Source organism: Paraburkholderia mimosarum LMG 23256 = NBRC 106338, assembly GCF_000739815.1.
Classification (GTDB): domain Bacteria; phylum Pseudomonadota; class Gammaproteobacteria; order Burkholderiales; family Burkholderiaceae; genus Paraburkholderia; species Paraburkholderia mimosarum.
In genome coordinates this window covers 130922-152888 of the sequence record NZ_BBJJ01000009.1, presented here as the reverse complement: position 1 = coordinate 152888, position 21967 = coordinate 130922, and the positions used below count along the sequence as shown (strand labels likewise).

At 65.7% G+C, this 21967-nt stretch carries 20 protein-coding genes; 11 read left to right on the top strand and 9 right to left on the bottom strand.

Annotation, left to right across the window (positions count from 1 at the left end):
* Window positions 1-162: 162 nt before the first annotated feature.
* The 3 genes from BMI01S_RS10310 to BMI01S_RS38065 form a co-directional block, all read right to left on the bottom strand.
* Entirely contained in the window at window positions 163-384 is a 222-nt protein-coding gene (locus BMI01S_RS10310; protein WP_028210505.1) for a hypothetical protein, read from the bottom strand.
* A 524-nt stretch (window positions 385-908) separates the two neighbouring features.
* Entirely contained in the window at window positions 909-2294 is a 1386-nt protein-coding gene (locus BMI01S_RS10305) for a sigma-54-dependent transcriptional regulator (RefSeq protein ID WP_028210506.1), read from the bottom strand.
* A 306-nt stretch (window positions 2295-2600) separates the two neighbouring features.
* The gene (locus BMI01S_RS38065; RefSeq protein WP_154671201.1) at window positions 2601-2930 is read right to left on the bottom strand and encodes a hypothetical protein; all 330 of its coding nucleotides are present in this window, start codon (window positions 2928-2930) and stop codon (window positions 2601-2603) included.
* 484 nt (window positions 2931-3414) lie between these two features.
* On the opposite strand from BMI01S_RS38065, the gene BMI01S_RS10295 reads away from it, so the two are divergent.
* From BMI01S_RS10295 to BMI01S_RS10285, 3 genes are all read left to right on the top strand, one after another.
* Window positions 3415-4503 carry a sigma-54 interaction domain-containing protein gene (locus BMI01S_RS10295; protein ID WP_028230596.1) on the top strand — a complete coding sequence of 363 codons (1089 nt, stop codon included), beginning with the start codon at window positions 3415-3417 and terminating at the stop codon, window positions 4501-4503.
* Between the two features lie 250 nt (window positions 4504-4753).
* The gene (locus tag BMI01S_RS10290) at window positions 4754-5386 is read left to right on the top strand and encodes a hypothetical protein (RefSeq protein ID WP_238327654.1); all 633 of its coding nucleotides are present in this window, start codon (window positions 4754-4756) and stop codon (window positions 5384-5386) included.
* On the top strand, window positions 5383-5949 hold the full coding sequence (locus tag BMI01S_RS10285; RefSeq protein ID WP_028210509.1) for a hypothetical protein: 567 nt from the start codon (window positions 5383-5385) through the stop codon (window positions 5947-5949). Before BMI01S_RS10290 ends, BMI01S_RS10285 begins: the two co-directional genes overlap by 4 nt.
* A 76-nt stretch (window positions 5950-6025) precedes the next feature.
* Here the strand turns inward: BMI01S_RS10285 and BMI01S_RS10280 are convergent, their stop codons facing one another.
* Complete coding sequence (locus BMI01S_RS10280; RefSeq protein WP_028230595.1) at window positions 6026-7375, bottom strand: ABC transporter ATP-binding protein; 1350 nt, start codon at window positions 7373-7375, stop codon at window positions 6026-6028.
* A 29-nt stretch (window positions 7376-7404) separates the two neighbouring features.
* Complete coding sequence (locus tag BMI01S_RS10275) at window positions 7405-9168, bottom strand: ABC transporter permease (protein WP_028230594.1); 1764 nt, start codon at window positions 9166-9168, stop codon at window positions 7405-7407.
* A gap of 722 nt (window positions 9169-9890) precedes the next feature.
* Between BMI01S_RS10275 and BMI01S_RS10270 the strand changes: the two genes are divergently transcribed.
* Window positions 9891-11570, top strand: a complete 1680-nt coding sequence (locus BMI01S_RS10270) for a sensor domain-containing diguanylate cyclase (protein ID WP_028230593.1) — start codon at window positions 9891-9893, stop codon at window positions 11568-11570.
* 196 nt (window positions 11571-11766) lie between these two features.
* Window positions 11767-12033: a double-stranded DNA-specific endonuclease gene (locus BMI01S_RS10265; protein ID WP_028210513.1), complete on the top strand. Its 267-nt coding sequence runs from the start codon at window positions 11767-11769 to the stop codon at window positions 12031-12033.
* 156 nt (window positions 12034-12189) lie between these two features.
* On the opposite strand, the gene BMI01S_RS10260 is transcribed toward BMI01S_RS10265, so the two are convergent.
* Both BMI01S_RS10260 and BMI01S_RS10255 read right to left on the bottom strand, forming a co-directional pair.
* The gene (locus tag BMI01S_RS10260; protein WP_028230592.1) at window positions 12190-13506 is read right to left on the bottom strand and encodes an ATP-binding protein; all 1317 of its coding nucleotides are present in this window, start codon (window positions 13504-13506) and stop codon (window positions 12190-12192) included.
* Window positions 13490-14221 (bottom strand): response regulator, encoded by a 732-nt coding sequence (locus tag BMI01S_RS10255; RefSeq protein ID WP_028210515.1) that lies wholly within the window; start codon window positions 14219-14221, stop codon window positions 13490-13492. Before BMI01S_RS10255 ends, BMI01S_RS10260 begins: the two co-directional genes overlap by 17 nt.
* Before the next feature lie 231 nt (window positions 14222-14452).
* Between BMI01S_RS10255 and BMI01S_RS10250 the strand changes: the two genes are divergently transcribed.
* The gene (locus BMI01S_RS10250; protein WP_028230591.1) at window positions 14453-15007 is read left to right on the top strand and encodes a periplasmic heavy metal sensor; all 555 of its coding nucleotides are present in this window, start codon (window positions 14453-14455) and stop codon (window positions 15005-15007) included.
* A gap of 134 nt (window positions 15008-15141) precedes the next feature.
* Here BMI01S_RS10250 and BMI01S_RS10245 read toward each other — a convergent pair whose 3' ends face one another.
* Window positions 15142-15840, bottom strand: a complete 699-nt coding sequence (locus tag BMI01S_RS10245) for a pirin family protein (protein ID WP_028210517.1) — start codon at window positions 15838-15840, stop codon at window positions 15142-15144.
* 464 nt (window positions 15841-16304) lie between these two features.
* On the opposite strand from BMI01S_RS10245, the gene BMI01S_RS10240 reads away from it, so the two are divergent.
* The 5 genes from BMI01S_RS10240 (at window position 16305) to BMI01S_RS10220 (ending at window position 21345) form a co-directional block, all read left to right on the top strand.
* Entirely contained in the window at window positions 16305-17081 is a 777-nt protein-coding gene (locus BMI01S_RS10240) for an ABC transporter substrate-binding protein (protein WP_028230590.1), read from the top strand.
* A 258-nt stretch (window positions 17082-17339) separates the two neighbouring features.
* On the top strand, window positions 17340-18029 hold the full coding sequence (locus tag BMI01S_RS10235; protein WP_028210519.1) for an ABC transporter permease: 690 nt from the start codon (window positions 17340-17342) through the stop codon (window positions 18027-18029).
* A gap of 19 nt (window positions 18030-18048) precedes the next feature.
* Window positions 18049-18771, top strand: coding sequence for an ABC transporter permease (locus BMI01S_RS10230; protein WP_028210520.1), 723 nt, complete (start codon window positions 18049-18051; stop codon window positions 18769-18771).
* 29 nt (window positions 18772-18800) lie between these two features.
* Entirely contained in the window at window positions 18801-19583 is a 783-nt protein-coding gene (locus BMI01S_RS10225) for an ABC transporter ATP-binding protein (RefSeq protein WP_028210521.1), read from the top strand.
* 574 nt (window positions 19584-20157) lie between these two features.
* Entirely contained in the window at window positions 20158-21345 is a 1188-nt protein-coding gene (locus BMI01S_RS10220) for a porin (RefSeq protein ID WP_028210522.1), read from the top strand.
* Window positions 21346-21557: 212 nt separating this feature from the next.
* Here BMI01S_RS10220 and BMI01S_RS10215 read toward each other — a convergent pair whose 3' ends face one another.
* Window positions 21558-21896: a P-II family nitrogen regulator gene (locus BMI01S_RS10215; protein WP_028210523.1), complete on the bottom strand. Its 339-nt coding sequence runs from the start codon at window positions 21894-21896 to the stop codon at window positions 21558-21560.
* Window positions 21897-21967: the final 71 nt, after the last annotated feature.

Below are 21967 nucleotides of genomic sequence, written 5' to 3'. Positions count from 1 at the left end.
ACGCGTGCCGAAGTGGCAGGGTCTGGAGCAAAATTCTTTCTCCCAAGCGACAGCGCGAGCGAATTCCGCGCGCCGGCTGCGCGTTGGCGTAAAACCCCGATGATCTGTCAACCGGGAAACCGGGCCGGTTACCGCGCGCCGCGAGCGACGGTTCGCAGGCGATCAGGCGTCCTGTTCCGAACCAAGATCGCGCTGGTATTCGATCCCCTCGGCCCGCGCACCGCCCTGATTGTGCTCGCCGTCGGGCTGCACGCCGGGCGCGGCGCGATTCTGGCCCGCTGGGTCCGGCGCGACCGACGGCGGGGGGCTGTTCGTCTCTTGCGATTCGCGCGGGCTGCGCTTGCCCGTGTGTCGGGCGGAGCGGCGCAAAGCGGGATGTCTCATGTCGATGCCTCCAGCGGAAGGCGGCCACGCGGCCAGGCGTTTTTCTGGAGTCCAGGGTCCGCCGCATGGATTCGCCGGTAAAAATGGCGAAGCATTTGTAACTAGTACATAAAAGCCATTCGCTCTACTGCCTTGTCCCCAAATGCCTGGTGAACACGGTCATTGCAAGCGCGACGACGGTCGAGGCGACATCGCCGGCCGAGTTCATCGGACATCCCGAACGGACTCGGCTGATCGCAAGCACCGAAATCGAGAGGAGATCGAACGGTGGAATCGGGCCGCCGTATGCGGCGCTTCACCGGGCTGCGCCGGGGGATCGCCGATGGGCGGCACATCGGGCTCGCCGGGCTCATCCGGAGGCTCGTCCGGCTGCGGCGTATGCGCGAGCCACGGCGTCACACGGACGGCATCACAAGATAGGCAGCTCGGCATCTTTCGCTCCTCGTCGATGGACGCGAAACTCACACTGCAAGCGTCGTACCGCCAGCGCCGATGTGCCGCGCCGGCGCACCCGCGTTTGCCGCTCAGGCGCCGGCTACGCGCGCGGGCGTATCGCCCTTGCCGGCGCTCTCGTTGCCATATTCCACAAGCCGGTTATAGAGCGTTTTCAGACTGATGCCGAGAATTTCTGCCGCGCGCGTCTTCACGCCGCCGCACTGTTCGAGCGTCGCGAGAATGAGTTGGCGATCGGCGTCGGCGAGCGAGGTTCCGAACGGAATCGTGACCGCGGTGCCCGCAATCGGCTTCGAGAGCGAGATCTGCAGCGGCACCGTGGCCGTGTAGTCGCCATCGTTGCCCGACATGATGTGCGCGCGCTGCACGTAGTTCTTCAGTTCGCGCACGTTGCCGGGCCAGGGATAGGTCGCCAGCATCTCGCGCACGGCCGCGGGAAACTGCTTCTTCGTGCCGTGGCGTTCGTTCAGTTCGTCGAGGAACGCCTGGGCGAGCAGTTCCACGTCCTTGCCGCGTTCTCGCAGCGGCGGCAGGCTGATCGGAAACACGTTCAGACGGTGATAGAGATCGAGACGCAGCTTGCCTTCCGCCACGGCCTCCTCGGGGTCGCGATTGGTCGCCGCGATGAGGCGCACGTCGGTCTCGATTTCCTTCGTCGTCCCCACGCGCATGAACATGCCGGTTTCGAGCACACGCAGCAGCTTCACCTGCAGTTCGATCGGCATTTCGGTGATTTCGTCGAGGAATAGCGTGCCGCCGTTCGCGCGCTCGAAATAGCCTTTGTGCTGGCGCTCGGCGCCCGTGAACGACCCACGCTCGTGGCCGAACATCTCGGACTCGATCAGGTTCGGCGAAATCGCCCCGCAGTTCACCGCGAGGAATTCGTGCTTGCGGCGCAGGCTCAACTGATGGATGGTCTGCGCGGCCACTTCCTTGCCGGTGCCCGACTCGCCCACCAGCATGACCGAGGCTGGCGTGGGCGCGACACGGCTGATCTGGTCGTACACCTCCTGCATGGTCGACGAATTGCCGAGCATCAGACCGAAGCGCCCCATGCGGCGCAACTCGCCGCGCAGGGTGCCGATTTCCGCCTTGAGATCGCCCGCGCGCGGCAGGCGGTTCAGAATCGCCTTCACGCGCTGGAGGTTGATCGGTTTGACGAGGTAATCGATGGCGCCGGACTTGAGCGCATCGACCGCGGTCTCGACGCTCGCGTGACCGGTGATGACAACGAGCTCCACGCCCGAACGCGGATCGAGATCCTCGAAGAGGTCGGTACCGCTGCCGTCGGGCAGCTTCAGGTCGGTGAAAACCACGTCCGGCATCTGCCGCACGAGCTGGATGCGCGCCTCGCGCAGGTCGCCTGCCTGCGCGGTGGTGAGCCCATCTTCGCTCACCACGGCCGCCAGCGCCTCGCGGGTTTGTGCATCGTCATCGACAATCAATACATGTGGCATCGCGTCTCGTCAGCCTTGATAGGTGAATGGTTCCAGAGCGCGAGCGCCGCGCCCTTCGCAAGCGCGCCGGACAGGGCTGCCCGGCGCCGCGGAAGTCGCGGCGCAGAAAAGTGCGCTGCAATGGAATACGAAACGGTCGGACGCACGCCCAAGCCGGCAAGAACGTAAGTACGCGCGGTTTTGCTACATGGGAGCAACAATACCGCTAGCCGCTGGCAGCCCGAACCTCGATTGTTGTTGACCTGACCATTATAGACATATTCGAAAGGGGCGCGGACACCGCTCTCGCGCCGCGGTCCTGGCCCCCTAACTATGCGGAAACGGCCACGGCAAACCGGCCGCACCGTTGCCACTGCTGCTCGCATCGCTGCTTGCGCCGCCTGCCAGCCCTCCCTTCATGCCGCTTTTCTGCGCGCCTGCCGCGCCGGTGGCCATGGTCGTTTCGGGATCCAGGTCGCTATCCGTCGTATCGGCGAGCGAGCCCCCCTCGCCTTCCCAGCGGCTCAAGTCGCGATAAAACGATTGCCGTTGCGTGCGGTGGCGTTGCGAGAAGCGCCAGGCCAGCATGCCCGCCATGGCACCCAGCGCGCCCACGGTCATCAAGGTTCCTACGAACCCGCTGCGGTTCTTCGACATTTCGCTCTCTCCCCAGGTACGCCTCGTCAAAGACGGAAGACGCGTATTGAACAGAATCCCATCGCCCGAAGCGTAGCCGATGCGCCGCCCTGTCAACGAAGACGGCGCGAACCTCTGCGAGTTCCGCAGCAGGATGCGTGCCACGCACGCTCGCGCTCGTGCCACCCCCTCTGCCGGCTCGGACAAAACAGCGGATAAATCGGCGCCAGGACCCGTTGAAAACGACGTTGAGCCGCTGGGAAAGCCACTGCACGGCGCGCCTTCGGCCGGCGCGCCGTGTGCATGTCCATTGCCCAGTCCTGCACGGCAGTGGTTAAATGCTTACGAGATGCCATCCCGAGGCCGTCGGATCGGCAAGCTTCGCATCTGTCCTGGACGGCCAGCCCCGGATCCCAGGGTCGTTCGCCAATTCGCGCAGCGATGCGCGGCCGCGTCAGCGCGCGCAGGCGAACGCCCGCACTACCTTTGCAGGACGACAACCCCTATGGCGTCAATCGAGCCGGGCTCGCCCGCCGCCAAGAGAAACAGCGGAATCAGCGGGACCAGTGGTCATAGCGTGCGGGACGCCGAAGAGCGCGTCGCAGGATTGCAGTCGTACGGTCTGCTGTACGGCTCGTCCGCCGTCATGCTGGAACTCTATGCGCAGATCGAACGCGTGGCCGTGACGGAGGCCACGGCGCTCATCGTCGGCGAATCGGGCACGGGCAAGGAACTCATCGCCCGCACGATCCACGCACAGAGCGAGCGCCGCGACGGGCCGTTCATCGCGGTGAACTGCGGCGCGATTCCCGACGAGCTGATCGAAGCCGAGCTCTTCGGCCACGAGAAAGGCAGTTTCACGGGCGCCATCCAGGCGCGCGAAGGACACTTCGAACATGCGCGCGGCGGCACGCTGTTCCTCGACGAGATCACCGAGATGTCGCTGCTGCATCAGGTGAAGCTGCTGCGCGCGCTCGAAACCGGCGAGTACTTTCCGGTGGGCGGCAACGAGGCGATTCTCGGCGACGTGCGCATCATCGCCGCGACCAACCGCGATCCCGTCATGGCCGTGAAGGAAAACTGCCTGCGCGAAGACTTGATGTACCGGCTCGCCGTGTTTCCGCTGCGCGCGCCGCCGCTGCGCGAGCGCGAGCGCGACCGCGAGCTGCTCGCCCAGCACTTTCTCACCGAACTCAACGAGCAGGAAGGCACGCAAAAAGCCTTCAGCAAGCGTGCGCTCGAAACCGTGCGCAACTGGTCGTGGCCCGGCAACGTGCGCGAATTGAAGAACGCCGTGTACCGCGCCTTCATCCTCGCGGAAAAGGTCGTGGAGATCGCGCATCCGCAACTCGTGCCGCGCGTGAAGAAGCCCGTGACCCAGGGCGACGCGATGAGCGTCTGGATCGGCACGCCGCTCGCCGATGCGCAAAAGCAGATCATCCTCGGCACGCTCAAGTATTGCGGCGGCGACAAGCGGCTCGCGGCGCGCACACTGGGCGTGAGCCTCAAGACGCTCTATAACCGGCTGGGCAGTTACGGCGCCGGCGAAGGCGACACCGAAGCGCCGGGCGAGCCGGACGCGAACGAAGCCTGACCCCTCCCATGCCTGTGCGCCGGCGGCTTGCGCGGCGCGATCGGTTCGTCGGCGTTCGTCGGCAACAAAAGCACTACGCGGTGGCGCCAATCAAAGATTGGGCTACCGCGCACGCACTTTTGCAATTCCTTGCACTTCCCCTATCCCCGTTAGCAATCCTATGCTGCACAATCCGCAGCACTCAAACAGGCATAAAAGGTGCTGGACGTCCGCTCGAACGGTGTCGACCGGCGAGCGGCAGGGAATCATCATGCAAGAACGGAGTGCTCGGGCGCGGATCGCGCCATCGGTGATGGGAGCGGTCGACGAAGTGGTTGCCGGTGCGCGGCCGCAGCAAAGCTCCGCGGCTCCCCCGCGCCGGCGACGGACCCTGTCGCTCACGCTGCTTGCCGCCGCGGCGAGTCTCGCGTGCTCGGCATGCACGTCTCTCTACTCCGAAACCGCGCAAACGGGTGCCGGCATCGCCGGCGCGGCGGTTGCATCGAAGGTGACGAACAACGCCGCCGTGGCGACCGGCATCGGCCTTGGCGCCGTCGCCGCCGCGCGGGCCGGCGTCCAGTACTCCGAGCGCGTCGTCCATCGCAACACCCAGAACAGCATTGCGAGGGCGGCAGGCCCGCTCGAAGTCGGCGCGGTCGCGCCATGGTCGATTACGCACTCGTTCCCGATCGAGGACGACGAGCACGGCCGCGTCACGGTGAGCCGCACGATCAGCAGCGGCGCGCTCGACTGCAAGGAGATCGTGTTCTCCGTCGATCACGAGGCCACGAAAGACAGGCCCGCTTCGAGCGCCTTCTTCGTCGCCTCCGTGTGCCGCGATGGCGACAAGTGGAAATGGGCGTCCGCCGAACCCGCCACCGACCGCTGGGGCGCGCTGCAATGACCCGCATCGACGCGTGCGCGAAGCGTGCACGGCGCGCAGCGAGGAATCCGTCGCCGCCGCGCCCTGCCAAGCTCATCGTCCTCGCCGCGCTTTGCGCGGGTGTCGCGCTCGGCGCGAGCGGCTGTTCGTCGATCGGCGCCGCGAGCGGCGCAGCGGCAGCGGCGGCCACCGGCATCGTCACGGCGAATCCCGCCGTGGGCATCGGCGTGGGCATTGCGGTGCAGGCCGCCACCGACGCAGCCGTCGGCCGCTACATGAAGGGAATGCACGCAGATCAGCAGGAACGGATCGCCGAGACGGTCGGCCGCCTGCCTGTGGGAGGCATGGATATCTGGCGCGTCAAACATCAGTTGCCCGTGGAGAACGGTCACGGTCAGGTGCGCGTGACGCGCGCGTTCGCGAACGCGCTCACGCTCTGCAAGGAGTTCGCGTTCTCGGTGCAGGACGGCGATTCGGGCAACGCGCCCGAGCAGTGGTACACCGCCACGGCGTGCCAGGACCAGTCGGGCTGGAAATGGGCCACGGCCGAGCCCGCGGTGGAGCGCTGGGGCACGCTGCAGTAGCGCAGACAAGCAAACGAAAAACGGTCGCCTCGGCGACCGTTTTTCAATGTTGCTCGCGCGGCAAGATGCGCAATGTTCAGGACTCCACGTCTTCGAGACTGAAGATTTCAGACTGGTCGTTGTAGGAGAAGATCTCGCCATAACGGCCCCAGTCGATCACGGTGTCGAGCGTTTCTTCGGCGGCGCCGTCGGAGAGAAAGTCCTCCAGCTCCTGCTCGAAGCGCACGCGCGGCGCGCGGTGGCCCGGACGCTCGTTGAGCACCTTCTTGATCCGCGCCGCAAGCGGCACGTGGCGCAGCAGATGCTCGGCGAACATCATCTTGCGCTCCTGCGTGCCGAATTCCGCGAACACGCGAGCGGGCGGCGTGAGCAGCACGTCGCCTTCGCGCACGTCGGCAAAACCGAGGTTCTGCAGCACTTCGGCGATCGGGAACAGGTCGTCCACCTCCAGATGCAGCGAGCGCGCGATTTCCGGCATGTCGGCGCGGCCGTGATACGGCGCGGCCGCCAGCGTCTCGATCAGACCGGCCATCAGGTTGGTCGACACGCGCGGCAGCCAGCTGCCGAGCTCGAGCCCCTTCTTCTGGGTCTCACCGGTCTGGCGCGCGGTCATCTTCGCGTAGATGTCGTCCACGAGCTTGCGGAACACCGGGTCGAGACGGTTGCGCGGATGCTTGAACGGCACCTTGATCTCGGCGACCACGCGCCCCGGATTCGACGACAAGACGAGAATGCGGTCGCACATGAACACCGCTTCCTCGATGTTGTGCGTGACGATCAGCACCGACTTGATCGGCAGACGGCCTTGCGTCCAGAGGTCCAGCAAATCGGTACGCAGCGTTTCGGCGGTCAGCACGTCCAGCGCCGAGAACGGCTCGTCCATGAGCATCAGCATCGGGTCGACCACGAGCGCGCGCGCAAAGCCCACGCGCTGACGCATGCCGCCCGAAAGCTCGCGCGGGTAGGCGTTTTCGAAGCCGTCCAGACCGATCAGGTCGATGGCCGCCAGCGCGCGTTCGCGCCGCTCGCGCGCGCCCACGCCCTGCGCTTCGAGACCCGCTTCCACGTTCTGCAGCACGGTGAGCCACGGGAACAGCGCGAACGTCTGGAACACCATCGCCACGCCCTCGGCCGGTCCTTCGAGCGGCTTGCCGCGCCAGGTGACGTCGCCGGAGGTCGGCGAGATCAGGCCTGCGATGATGCGCAGCAGCGTGGACTTACCCGAGCCGGAACGGCCCAGCAGCCCGACGATTTCGCCCTCGCGCAGCGAGAGGTTGGCGTCGTCGAGCACGAGCAGTTCGCCCTGGGTCTTGTTGAAGCCCCGGCACACGTCCTTCACGTTGAGGATTTCCTCGCCGAGGCGCGGCGGGTTTGGAGCCGTCAGCACATCGCCGTGGGCGGCGCTCAGCGTCTTTGGGTTTTGCATCGCGTTACCTTCGATCTTTCGTTGTTCGGTCAGTCGAGCCGCAAACGGGACTCGGCGTACGTGTACATCGGGCGCCAGATCAGGCGATTGAACAGTGTGACGAACAGCGACATCACGGCAATGCCGAGAATGATCTTCGGATAGTCGCCGGCTGCGGTCGTCTGTGCGATGTACGCGCCGAGGCCATGCGCGACGACCCTGGTGTCACCCCACTGCACGAACTCGGAGACGATGCTCGCATTCCACGCGCCGCCCGAGGCCGTGATGGCGCCCGTGATGTAGTACGGGAAAATGCCCGGCAGCATCGCCTGCTTCCACCATTGCCATCCGCGGATGCGGAAATTCTTCGCCGCTTCCTTGTAGTCGTTCGGATAGGCGGTGGCCCCTGCGATCACGTTGAACAGGATATACCACTGCGTGCCGAGCACGATCAGCGGCGAGAGCCAGATGTCCGGGTTCAGATGAAAGCGCACGATCACGATCACGAACACCGGAAACAGCAGGTTGGCGGGAAACGCGGCCAGAAATTGCGCGAGCGGCTGGATCTTCTCGGCCAGCGCCGGGCGCAGGCCGATCAGCACGCCGAGCGGCACCCAGATCACCGAGGCGACCGCGATCAACAGCGCCACGCGCAACAGGGTGATGAGGCCGAGCGCGAGCACGTGCCAGACTTCGTCGAGCGTGACGCCGGTGCGCACGTAGGCCACCACTCGCCACACCACGAACACGGTCAGCGCGATCACGAGCACGGCCCACACGGCGTCACCGATGCGCGCGCGCAAACCGCTGCGGCCGCCGGCAAGCGGCGCCATGCGCGAGACGTTCGGAAACGCCGGCAGCTTCAGCGGAATGCGCGCGGCCTTGGCGAACAGCCAGCCCACCGGCACCAGGAACTGGTTGATCAAATGGGTGCGGCGCACCAGGTCGAGCAGCCACGATTCCGGCGCGTTGCCGGAGCTCGTGGTCTCCATGCGGAACTTGTCGGCCCAGGCCACGAGCGGACGGAACAGCAATTGATCGTAGGCGAGGATCACCACGGTCATCGCGAGAATCACCCAGCCCACGGCGTGCAGGTTCTTGTCCGAAATCGCCTGTGCCAGATAAGCGCCAACACCGGGCAGCGTAATCGTGTTGTTGCCCACCGTGATCGCTTCGGAGGCCACCACGAAGAACCAGCCGCCCGACATCGACATCATCATGTTCCAGATGAGGCCCGGCATCGAGAACGGCACTTCGAGCTTCCAGAAACGCTGCCAGCCCGTCAGGTGGAAGCCGCGCGAAACTTCATCGAGGTCGCGCGGCACCGTGCGCAGCGACTGGTAGAAGCTAAACGTCATGTTCCAGGCCTGGCTCGTCCAGATTGCGAAGATCGCGGCAAGCTCGGCGCCGAGCACGCGCGAGGGAAAGAGCGCGAGGAAAAACGTGACCGTGAACGAGATGTAGCCGAGCACCGGCACCGACTGCAGGATGTCGAGAATCGGCACGAGCACCATGCCCGCCCGGCGGCTCTTCGCGGCGAGCGTGCCGTACGCGAGCGTGAACACGAGCGAGGCGACCATCGCCGCGAGCATGCGCAGCGTGGTCCGCAGCGCATACTCGGGCAGCCTCGCCGGGTCGAGCGAGATGGCCTCGGTCTTGAGCGTCGAAATGGGCGCCAGCGTCTCGTGAAAGCCCACGGCCGCCATCGCGATCAGGCCGATGATGAGCGGGAACGCCACGAAGTCCCAGCGGTTGGGCAGCACGCGCCACGCCGAGGCGTTGGCCGTGCGGTTCAGGTTGAAGCCGAACTCCATTTAGACGCCCTCCGCGCCGGGATTCAGAAAAGCGGACGCCAGGGCGCCGGTGCATCCAGACAGGCGTTGCGCGCGCCGCGCGGATCGCGGATCGAAAAAGGCAAGACGCATGAACACAGAATCTCGTTGGCGTTGATGACACGGCGACGACGCCGCGCAAGCGGGCCCCGCGCCGACTGCCGCACGGCGACCGGGCTTGCCCCGATTGAAACGGCACGACACTACTACAACCTTCATGACACTCACAACCGCGCCCCGCGTCGCACTAAAGCCTGGCGACATGGACTTTCGAAACGCTTTCGCAGGTCTTCCCTGCGCCTTGCGGAACCGCTCGCGCGGCCGCTGCACGACATCGTGATGACGCAACGATGACGCCTTGATGACAGGTGGCTCCTGCCTCATCGAGGCCGCCGGCGCCAGAGGGCGTCGCTTGCGCGCCACACGCCGTGCATCGGCGCGAAGCTCGCCCTGACCACGCCCGTGCCCGCTCCTCAGCGCAGATGCCCGTGTATGGCCGCGTTCACGGCATGCGGCGCGCATGACGGCGGCCTGCGCGCGCCTTTGCGCCTTCGCGCGCCGCCTCGCCACGCCGCCTGGCCGCTTGGAGCGCGAGGTCGCCAGCCCGTTTCGAGGGGTAAAATCGTCTCGCGCCGCAAGCGGCGTCCCGATGCGCGGACCGCCGGCCGCCTACGCCTCAATGCCCACTCACGAACCAGAAGCCAATGAACAGGAGACTCTTGCGCCAGGCAGCCGGACCTCTCGGGGTCGCGGTGGTCACGCTCGTCTGCTGGGCGGCGGCGGGCTGGCTCGCCGACCGCCTCGTGCGCCAGGAGTTCGTGGCGGCGCTCACGGCCCAACGGCAAATCACGCGCTCGGTCGTGGACAACATGGCCGAAGTGATCGCCAGCGATCTCGCCATGTCGCGCGCCATTCCGGCGACGATGGCCGAAACCCGCGTCGTCCAGCAGGCGCTCACCGAGGCCGCGAATTATGCCGCTTCGCGCGATTCGACGGAACTGGCACGGCGCAAGGAACTGCAAGCGGTGCCGGGCCTCGCCTCCGTGGACCGCTTCCTCCACGACGCTCAGGGCTTCTCCGGGCTCGATGCAATCTGGCTCGTCAACGCCCACGGCATCTGCATCGCGTCCAGCAACGCCCTCGAAAGAATCTCCTACCTGGGCGCGGACATGCGCCCGCGCGCCTGGCTGAACGACACGCTGCTTGGCGCGTTCTCCGAAGCCTATGGCGTGGGCGCAGCGAGCGGGGAGCCCGGCATCTTCGTCGCGGCGCCCGTGTACGACGACGGCCTGCTGGTCGGCGCCGTGGTCGCGAAGGTCAGCATCGCGCGGCTGCGCCACTGGGTCACCCATCCGGGCACCTTCGTCGCGGACAGCAACGGCGTCATCATCATGGCCCACGACAGCGCGCTCGAAGGACGCGCCTTGCCGGGCTCGCACGTCGCGGAAATGAACGCCGTGGACCGCGTGAACACGTATCTGCGCGAGCGCTTTACGCCGCTCGCGCTGCGCTCGGCCGCGCGAGCCGCGGAGAACGAGGCGCCGTGGATTGCGGCCGCCGACGCCGCGCAAATGGTCGACCTGCCCGGCCGGCGCGCACCTGCCCTCTACGAGCAGCGCGGCGGCCTGAACTCGGGGCTCTCCGCGCATCTCGTCGATCCGGTCAACGCGTGGCCCGATCTGATCGCGAACCACCGCCGCAACCGGCTCCTCGTCTTCCTCACGCTCGCGGGCACGGCGGCGCTGGCGGCGGTGATTTCGGTGTCATGGGTGCGCGAGCGGCGTCTGCATCGGGCGAGCCGCGACCTCGCCGGGCAGTTGCAGGACGCGAACGCATTGCTCGCCGCGGAGGCGCGCCACGACGCACTGACCGGCGCGCTCTCGCGGCGCTATTTCCTCGACCTGCTGCGCCGCGAGATCGACGCGGCCTATGCGGCGGGCAAGCCGCTGTGCATGGCGATCGCCGATCTGGACTACTTCAAGCAGATCAACGACCGCTTCGGCCACGCGGCGGGCGACCGTGCGCTCCAGCACTTCGTGGAGACCTGCCGCGCCGAACTTCGCTCCGACGACGCCGTCGGCCGCTTGGGCGGCGAGGAATTCGGCATCGTGCTGCCCGCTACCTCGCTCGCCAGCGGGCTGGCCGTGCTCGACCGGCTGCGCGAGCAGATCGGCAAGCGCGTTTGCGTTGATCTGCCTCAGGAAGCGGCGGTGAGCGTGAGCATCGGCGTGACCGAACTCGCCGCTTCGCAGGATCAGCCCGAGCGCCTGATGAGCCGCGCCGATCTCGCGCTCTACATGGCAAAGGCGGCCGGCCGCGACCGCTGCGAGGCCATGACGGCCGACGGCGTCGTGCCGCCGCGGGCGGCGGCGCCGACCTGGTGAGCGATGGAACAAGCCGCTGCAAAGCCCGGATGGAAGAACCCGGTCTGTGCGCAACAGGCCCTCGCTGGCCTGCGTGACTCGCCCGGCTCGTTCGGAGCGGCGCGGTATCATGGGCCGAATGTGGCGCGCCGGTCGATGCGGCGCGCATGATCCAAACCGCGCCAACCCGGTGCTCCGCACAAATCTGGAGGCATGCATGAAGGGAAATCTGGTCATTGTCTGCCGCGATCAGGATGCGATCGCGTTCGACCAGCTGATGGTCGAGTACGGCGCGTTCCAGACGCGCCTGTCATCGACCGCGTGGTACCTGAAACTCGACGCCACGCCCGAGTTGATTCAGGAAGAGATCCTTGCCCGTCTCGGCAAGTACACCACGCACTACATCTTCGAGGCCGGCAGCGTCACCTACAACACCGTGGACAACGAGGCCGCCGCCGCGCTCGATACGCTTTTCACGGTCTGATTCCAGGGCCAGCCGTCTCTACCATGCCTCGCCCGGCGTCGCTGCAGCGGCGCCTTCTGCCGCAAATCCACCGAATTCAGCCAGCCCGGTTCACGCCCTTGCGGCCAGACGCCTCTCGATCAGTGCGAGCCCCCGCCCGAACCGAAGCCCGACCGCTTAGCCGATCTGCGCCGCCTCGGCCACGGTGCGCGCCACGACGTCGAACGCAAACGTCATGCACACCGCTAGCCCGCCGCTTTCACCATTGCTGATGGCGAGCTCGCCGCCCGCGCGTCGCACGAGCCGCTCGACGATCGCGAGTCCGAGGCCGCTGTGGCCGTTGCCGCCCCGCGCGGGGTCGAGCCGCACGAACGGCCGGCTCGCCTGCGTGAGATCCTGGTCGGAAATGCCCTTGCCGTGGTCGCGTACGGTGAGCGAGAAGCCAGCCGGACCTCGCTCGCTCTCGATCACCACGGGCGGCGCACCATACGCGTAAGCGTTGTCGAGCAGGTTCGAGACCACGCGCTCGAGTGTCGCGGCCGGCAGACGAAACTCCGGGCCCGCGTGCAGATGCGTTTCGATCGTGATCGCCTCGCCGCTCACGGTGCGATGGTTGCGCGCGATGCGCTCGCACTGATCGTCGACTTCGACGGGCTCGCTGCGATCGGCGCCGTCGTGCGCGAACACGAGGAACTGGTCGACGATGTGCGCCATCGATTCCACGTCGCGCACCACACCGTCGCGCACCTTCTGCTCGTCCATCATCTCGGCGCGCAGGCGCAGGCGGGCGAGCGGCGTCTTCAAATCGTGCGCGACGCCCGCCAACATGACTGCGCGGTCTTTCTCGGTGCGCTCGACTTCCTTGACCATCTGGTTGAAACCGCGTGTGAGCTGACGCAGCTCGCGCGGCCCCCGCTCGGGCACGGGCGGCACCGGCTGCCCGCGGCCGAAGCGACCCACGGCTTGCGCGAGCGCGCGCAGGGGCTTCTGCAGCATCCACGCGGCCACGAGCGCCGCGGTCACCGCTGTCGCGAAGATGGTGATGACCCAGGGCAGAAACTTGTCGAGCGGCCGCATGATGCGCAAGGGCTGGCCAGGCAAGACGATCCAGCGCGGGTCCTGCGGCCCTCGCACCCAGAGCGTGGGCGGCCCGCCGGGCGCCCCGAGGCGCACGTCGGTGCCGGGCGGCATGCGCTCGCGCACGTCGTCGATGAAACGGCTCAGCGCCTCGGGCATGCTTTGGGTGACGGGCGGCACGGCGGGGCTTGCCGGATCGACGAGCTGCACGCGCGAAGGCAGGGGCTGGTCGGGCTCGCGCTGGATGTGCTGGCGCACCGCGTCGACGAGGAAGGTGGCCTCCTCGACGGCATAACGGGTTTGCATCTGGTTGTGCTCGACGCGCATGAGCGTGAACCAGGCAACATGCGAAACCAGCAGGACGCCGATGAAGATGAGCGCGAGGCGTCCGAACAGCGAATCAACCGGCCGGCGCATGGTTGCCCTGCTCTCCGTCGGGCACGAACACATAGCCGCGCCCGCGCACCGTCTGGATGAAGCGCGGCGTGGACGGGTCGGTTTCGAGAATGCGCCGCAGACGCCACACCTGGACGTCGATGCCGCGGTCGGTGCCGTCGTACTCGGGACCGTGCAGCAGTTCCAGCAGCCGCTCGCGCGTGAGCGTGCGCATCGGGTGGTTCACGAAAATCTTCAGGAGCGCGAACTCACTGCCGGAAAGCAGGATGGGCTTGCCCTCCTGCTGCAGCGTGCGCGACTGGAAGTCGAGCGTGAAGCGGCCGAACGAGTATGGCTCGCGCTGCTCGGGCGCGGCGGCCGAGGGCAGCGTGCGGCGGCGGCGCAGCACCGCCTGCACGCGCGCGAGCAACTCGCGCGGGTTGAACGGCTTGCCGAGATAGTCGTCCGCGCCCAGTTCGAGGCCGACGATGCGGTCCACGTCGTCCGCGCGCGCCGTGAGCATGATGACGGGTATGTCGTCGCCGGCCGCGCGCAGCTTGCGCAGCGCGGTGAGCCCGTCCACGCCCGGCATCATCAGGTCCAGCACGATCAGGTCCGGGCGCTCGCGCTCCAGCCGCCGCTCGAGCGAACTGGCGTCGTGCAGCACCGAGACTTCCATGCCCTGGCGCGCCAGATAGTCGCGCAGGAGGTCGCGTAATTCGAGGTCGTCGTCGACGACGAGGATTTGAGTAGCCATGGAGCGAAGTGTAACGCGCGCACAGGGGCCGTTTGCTTACAGGTCTTCCAGCCGGGTTACGAGGTGTTACCGCGAAAGCCGCGCGTAATGTCGCGTAATGTCCGTGCCCGGCGCCGTAACACGCCCCCTCCAGCCGCTGGATACGCTAGGGACACCGGTTGCGAACGCCGCCCCTTATCGGCGCCGCCCCACACCGGATAAAACCCTCATGGATTTGTCAGGAGCATCACCATGTACAAGACGACTTCGCGCCTTCTCGCCATCGCCGCTGCCTCGCTCGCCCTCGCCGTAGGCGCCACCGCGGCCAACGCCCAAACCACGCCGCCAGCCCCGGGCGGCCCGGGCATGATGCACGGCGGCCCGGGCATGCACGGCGACTTCATGCTCGGCTTCAAGAAACTGCACGACAAGCTGAATCTGAACGCCGCCCAGGAAAAGCAGTGGCAAGCGGCGCTCGACACGATGAAGCAGAACGGCGAAGCGATGCGCAAGAATCATGAACAGATGAAACAGCAGTTCGACTCGATGAAGAACCAGCCGATCCTCGACCTGAACGCGATGCACACCGCGCATGAGCAGAACGAGCAGCGGAACCAGCAACTGCGCGAGCAGACGGCGCAGGCGTGGCTCGCCTTCTATAACGGCCTGAACGATCAGCAGAAGACGACGGTGAGCTCGGCGATCAAGGAACGCTTCGCGAAGATGGAGCAGCGCCACGAGCAGATGCGCGAGCGCTGGGAGCAGCACCACAAGGACGGCGCATCGGCCCCGGCCGGGCAGGGGTAAAGCAGTAAGCGCGAGGCAGACGCGCCATCTGCGTGCGGCACGCCACTGCGACGAAGCGCCGCGGGATTCGCCCCCGCGGCGCTTCTTCCATGGCTCATGCCCGATGACAGCCGTGTGGCCTGGCGCTCGAACCCTCAGGCCAGATCGAACAACAGCACTTCGGCGGCAGTGCCGTTCGCGAGCGCGACGCTCGCCTCGGCGTCGATCATCGCGGCATCGCCCGTTTCGAGACGCTGGCCGTTCACCTCCAGCGCGCCGCGCGCGACATGCAGATAGACGCGCCGCCCCGCGGGCACGGCATACTCGATTCGCTCTTGCCCATCCACGAGCCCCGCGTAGATCGAAGCATCCGACCGTACCGTCACCGAGCCGTCACGCCCGTCGGGCGAGGCCACGAGCCGCAGCCGCCCGCGCTTGTCCGCGTCGTCGAAGCGCTTCTCCTCGTAACCGGGCGCACCGCCACGCTCTCGCGGCAGCAGCCAGATCTGCAGCAGGTGCGCCTCTTCGTCCTGCGAGCCGTTGAACTCGCTGTGCATCACGCCCGTGCCCGCGCTCATGCGCTGCACGTCGCCGGGGCGGATCGTCGAGCCGTTGCCCATGCTGTCGCGGTGCGCGAGCGCGCCGGAAAGCACGTACGTCACGATCTCCATGTCGCGGTGGCCGTGCGCGCCGAAGCCGCGGCCGCCCGCGATGCGGTCGTCGTTGAGCACGCGCAGCGCCCCGTAGTGCACGTGCGCCTCGTCGAAGTAGTCGGCAAACGAAAAGCTGTGATACGTGTCGAGCCAGCCGTGGTTGGCGTGGCCGCGTTCGCCGGCGCGTCGGATGGTCAGCATGGCATTCTCCGGTCAATCATGTCGATGTCCGAATGTGAGGGCGGCGGGCCGCTTGCACAATCCGCGGCGGCGCACCGCACCGTTTCGCGAGCAACATCAATGAGCTGCATGATGCGCTCGCTTGCGGACGTCGAGCGCCGCCGCACTGGCACGGCCTCCCGCTTCGGGTAAAATACCGCGCTTTTCGGCTGGCGCGAGCCTGTTGGCCGGCGGCTAGCCCCCCGTGGCGGCCCCCTGCCTCGCCAACCCGCGCAGCCGCCGAGGTGGACAGCCGCGCGCAAAGCACCGAAATCCGCGGGCGACGCGCGAGGCGCGGCCCGCGAGCCGGGAGGAACTGCTGCGCATCGCGCCCTCCGACCCGCATTTTTGATCGCCTAGAATGTCGGCCGATGGCCACCAGCCAGACCGCTCGGCGCTGGCTGCGCGGCCCTTGGCGCGTCGCTCCGCCCGTACCCAGGAGAATGATGAAGAAGTTTGCAGTGTGCGTGGCACTCGCCCTGATCGCGGGCAGCGCCTTCGCCAAAGAGTGGAAGACCGTGCGCATCGGCGTGGACGCCAGCTATCCGCCTTTCGAGTCCAAAGCGCCGAACGGGCAGATCGTCGGCTTCGATGTCGACCTCGCGAAGGCACTGTGCGCGCGCATGGACGTGAAGTGCGTCTGGGTCGAGAACGACCTCGACGGCATCATCCCGGCGCTGAAGGCCCGCAAGTTCGACGCGATCGTCTCCTCGCTGACCATCACGCCGCAGCGCGCCCAGCAGATCGACTATTCCGCGAAGATGTTCGATGCGCCCGCACGCATGATCGCGCGCAAGGGCTCGCCGCTCTTGCCGACGCCGGCCGCGCTCAAGGGCAGGAACGTGGGGGTCGAACAGGGCTCGACCCAGGAGGCGTACGCGAAGGCACACTGGGCGCCCAAGGGCGTGAACGTGATCTCGTACCAGAATCAGGATCAGGTCTACCAGGATCTGATCGCCGGCCGACTCGACGCCACGCTGCAAGACGAGGTCCAGGCGGACTTCGGCTTTCTGAAGACGCCGCGCGGCAAGGGCTTTGCGTGGGCGGGTCCGGAAGTGGAAGACCCCGCAACGATCGGCGACGGCACCGCCATCGGCCTGCGCAAGGACGACGCCGACCTGAAGGCGAAGTTCAACGCAGCGCTGGCCGCGATTCATGCCGACGGTACGTTCGACAGGATCGCGAAGCAATATTTCGACTTCGATATCTACAAAGGCAAGTGAACCGGAACGCACACGAAGGTAAATAAACAACGAGACATCACCGCTCGTCTCACGCGCCACGACGCGCATCGGCCCGGGGCCAGCACGGATGGACCACAGCCGGGCTTCGTCGATACAGTCACTGGCGCGCTCACGAGCGCACTCGCATCGGCCGCGCGCACAGGCAAAACACCGCGCGGCCATGAACGGATTTGAACCGCGGCAGACAAGCGCCGCGCCTTTCGCGGGGTGCCTGCGCGCCCCGTCAAGGACTCGCCCATGTTTCTTCAAGGCTACGGCCCGCTGATCCTCGCCGGCACCTGGCAGACCGTCAAGCTCGCCGTGCTGTCGCTCGCGCTCTCGTTCGTGCTCGGGCTGATCGGCGCGGCGGCGAAGCTCTCCAAAAACCGCATCGCTCACGGCGCGGGCACGCTCTACACCACGCTCATTCGCGGCGTGCCCGATCTCGTGCTGATGCTGCTGCTCTTCTACAGCATCCAGATCTGGCTGAACAACCTCACCGACCTGCTCGGCTGGGATCAGATCGACATCAATCCGTTTCTGGCCGGTGTCGTGGTGCTCGGCTTCATCTACGGCGCGTATTTCACGGAGACGTTCCGCGGCGCGTTTCTCGCCGTGCCGCGCGGCCAGCTCGAAGCGGGCCACGCCTATGGCATGACGAACTGGCAGGTGTTCGCGCGCATCATGTTCCCGCAGATGATGCGCTTCGCCCTGCCGGGTATCGGCAACAACTGGCAGGTGCTCGTGAAGTCCACGGCGCTCGTCTCGATCATCGGTCTCGCCGATGTCGTGAAGGCGAGCCAGGACGCCGGCAAGGGCACGCTGCGGTTCTTCTTTTTCACGCTGCTCGCCGGCGCGATCTATCTCGTCATCACCACGGTCTCCAACTTCGTGCTGATGTATCTCGACAAGCGCTACTCCACCGGTGTGCGCAAGGCGGATCTCTGAATCGCGCGAGGCCAAGACCATGCAAGACTTCGTCCAACTGATCCAGCAATACTGGCGCAACTATCTCTTCTCCGACGGCTACCACTTCAGCGGCGTGGCCATCACGCTGTGGCTCCTCGTCATCTCGATCGGGCTCGGCTTCTGCCTGTCTGTGCCGCTCGCCGTGGCGCGCGTGTCGAAAAAGAAGTGGCTCGCCGGGCTCGTGTGGCTCTACACGTACATCTTCCGCGGCACACCGCTCTACGTGCAGCTGCTGCTCTGCTACACGGGCCTCTATAGCCTCGAGATCGTGCGCAATCACGAACTCACGAGCGCGTTCTTCCGCAGCGGGATGAACTGCACGCTGCTCGCGTTCACGCTCAACACCTGTGCGTATACAACCGAAATCTTCGCAGGCGCGATCAAGGCGACGCCCTACGGCGAGATCGAGGCCGCGCGCGCGTACGGCATGTCGCAATTCACGCTGTATCGCCGCGTGATCCTGCCTTCGGCGTTGCGCCGTGCGCTGCCCTACTACAGCAACGAAGTCATCCTGATGCTGCACGCGACGACCGTGGCGTTCACGGCCACCGTGCCGGACATCCTGAAGATCGCGCGCGACGTGAACTCGGCGACCTACCAGTCGTTCGGCGCGTTCGGCATCGCCGCGCTGCTGTACCTGATCATTTCTTTCACGCTCGTGTGGCTGTTCCGCCGCGCCGAGCGCCGCTGGCTCGCATACCTGCGACCGCAAGGCAAGTGAGCCTGCTAGAGGTCGCAAGAGGTCAATCAATGAATTCCCGGAAGCAGAAGCTGTTCGTCGACTCCATCCACAAGAAGTACGGCGACAATGAAGTCCTGAAAGGCGTTTCGCTCCAGGCGAACGCCGGCGACGTGATCAGCGTGATCGGCTCGTCCGGCTCCGGCAAGAGCACGATGCTGCGCTGCATTAACTTTCTCGAGCAGCCCAACGCCGGGCGCATCGTGGTGGACGGCGAGGAAGTCGCCACGCGCGCCGACAAACGCTCCGGCGCACTGCACCCCGCCGACGCGAAGCAGCTGCAGCGCGTGCGCACCAAGCTCGCGATGGTGTTCCAGCACTTCAACCTGTGGTCGCACATGTCGGTGCTGGAGAACGTGATCGAGGCGCCCGTGCACGTGCTGGGCCTGCCGCGCAAGGAAGCCGAAGATCGCGCGCGCACCTATCTTGAGAAGGTCGGCCTCGCGCCACGCGTGGAAAAGCAATATCCCTCGCATCTCTCGGGCGGCCAGCAGCAGCGCGTGGCGATTGCGCGAGCGCTCGCCATGCACCCCGATGTCATGCTGTTCGACGAGCCGACCTCGGCGCTCGACCCCGAACTCGTGGGCGAAGTGCTCAAGGTCATGCAGAAGCTCGCCGAGGAGGGCCGTACGATGATCGTGGTCACGCATGAAATGGGATTCGCGCGCAACGTCTCCAACCACGTGATGTTCCTGCACCAGGGTCTCGTGGAAGAGGAAGGCCGCCCGGCCGAGGTCTTCGCCACGCCAAAGAGCGAACGCCTGCGCCAGTTCCTTTCGGGTAGCCTCAAGTAAGACGACCCGCGGGTTGTCGTCATCAGACCGTGTAGTAAAAGTAGTCTTACAAGGCGCCTACGGCGCCTTTTCTTTTTTATTCTTCTGCCCTCGTAAAAGCGTCCGTTGGCCCGAAACAGTCATATTTTTCCGCTACTCCTTGCGCAAGGTCTCGTCAATAGTGGGAATCCTGAATCCTGCCATTCAAGCGGCCTGAATCCCTTATTCCGTAAGGCTTTCGACCCACTTGTAGTACCTCTCTGACCACCATCCAGGAAGGCCTTATTGCAATTTGACGACACCGGTTCATCCGAGCACGAATTAATTCGCCAGCGCCGACCTTTTTTGCTAAATTGGTAACCAAAGTAGCAAAACAAAGTTCATTAAAAGTAGTTTCACTTCAAAAAGAACGGGAGATGCCAGTCAACCAGGGGATTGCAGACGACCCAGTGCGGGTCGTGCAACGGCACCAGCCCGTACGCCGATCCTCGGGGTAACTCTCCCTCGCGACGATTTCTGTTCGCAGCGCCGCCAAGCGCACGGACGTCTTTCGCAGTACTTAGGGTTGACTCTTTGACAGGGTATGGAGGAGAAGATGAAGAAAGCTTTGCTCGCCGCAGCATTGATGTCGGCTGGCGTGATCGCACATGCGCAAAGCAGCGTGACGCTCTACGGCCGCCTCGACATGGGTGTGGCCTATATGAACGGCATCGGTGCTGGCGTCAATACCACGCCGGGCCCCAATTTTGGCAATGCAACCCACGGCACGCACCAGGTTCTGCTCGAAAGCGGCTACTGGGGCACGAGCCTCTGGGGCATGAAGGGCGTTGAAGACATCGGTGGCGGCAACAAGGTTCTGTTCCACCTGGAAGGCAGCTTCAGCACCGCCAACGGCTCGCTCGGCTCGGCCGGCTCGATCTGGAATCGCTGGGCGACCATCGGCGTAGCCAACGACCAGTTCGGTACGCTGCTTGCAGGCCGCATGCTGTTCATCTCCAACGGCATTTGGGACTTCGACCCGTTCGGTCAGTCGAACTGGTCGTCGGCTTCGATGGTCCGTGGTCGCAACTGGCCGCAATCGAGCAACAACATTTCGTATCAGTCGCCGAACTGGTACGGCTTTGACGTGTACGGCCAGTACGCGTTCTCGAACGCGACGAACTGGAACGGCAACGGCTCGACGAGCCAGGGCCGCGAAGCCGGTCTGCAACTTACCTACACGAGCTCGTTGTTCCAGATCCGCGGCCTGTATGACGAAATCCGCAATCCGAACAGCGGTCAACTGGGCGGCGTCTATAACCGGCTCGACGGCAGCACTGCGACGCCGCTCGGCAGCCCTGGAAATGGCAACGGCGTGTTCGCGTACTCGCGCGACTACATGGCCATGTTCAACCTGTTCCTCGGCTCCTTCAAGGTGCAGGGCGGCTACGAAGCCATCCGTTCTTCGGGCATGAACCCGGGGATCGTCGGCCAGCCGACCACGCTCGACCACGAATGGGGCGGTGTGACGTGGCAAATGACGCCGGCGGCAGCCCTGATCGCCGCGGTCTATCACGTCAACGCGAACAACGGCGGCGGCAACGCCACGCTGTACACGATCGGCGGTACGTACAACCTGTCCAAGCGCACGCTGCTCGACATCCAGGCAGGCACGGTGCAGAACAGCAAGGCGGCCAACTTCGGTCTGAACGCCAACAACTTCGGTACGGCGGCGAGCACGGGCAACCCGCTTCCGGGCCACAGCCAGACCGGCGTGTACGCAGGTATCCAGCACTCGTTCTAATTCGAAGCGAGTGTAGACAGAACAGCTACATCGAAGTTTTCACGCTGCTGCGAGAGGCGCGTATCGGTGCGATGTCCGAAAGGGTATCGCACCGTTTTTTATGCCGGGGACGGGCCGCGCAAGCGGCGACGTCCCCTTTTTCTATTGGCTTCGGGTGCTTCCGGTATTTTGCTTCGGGTACTTCCAGGCCCGGGAGTGCCAGGCCGACACCGTCAAACCGCCGCTTCGTTCTCCTCGCCCGTGCGGATGCGGATCACGCGCTCCACGTCGGTCACGAAGATCTTGCCGTCGCCGATCTTGCCGGTGCGCGCCGCGCCGATGATCGCGTCGATCACCTGATCGGCCTGCGCGTTGGCGACCACCACTTCGATCTTCACCTTGGGCAGGAAGTCGACCACATATTCGGCGCCGCGGTACAGCTCCGTGTGGCCCTTCTGACGGCCGAAGCCCTTGACCTCGGTGACGGTCAGGCCCGTGAGGCCCACTTCGGCGAGCGCCTCGCGCACTTCGTCGAGCTTGAACGGTTTGATCACGGCAGTAATGCGTTTCATGGCGAACCTCGTCTCGTTATCGGATCAGTCGGAAATTTTGGAACCTGATGGGATTCTACGCTGCGCGGCCG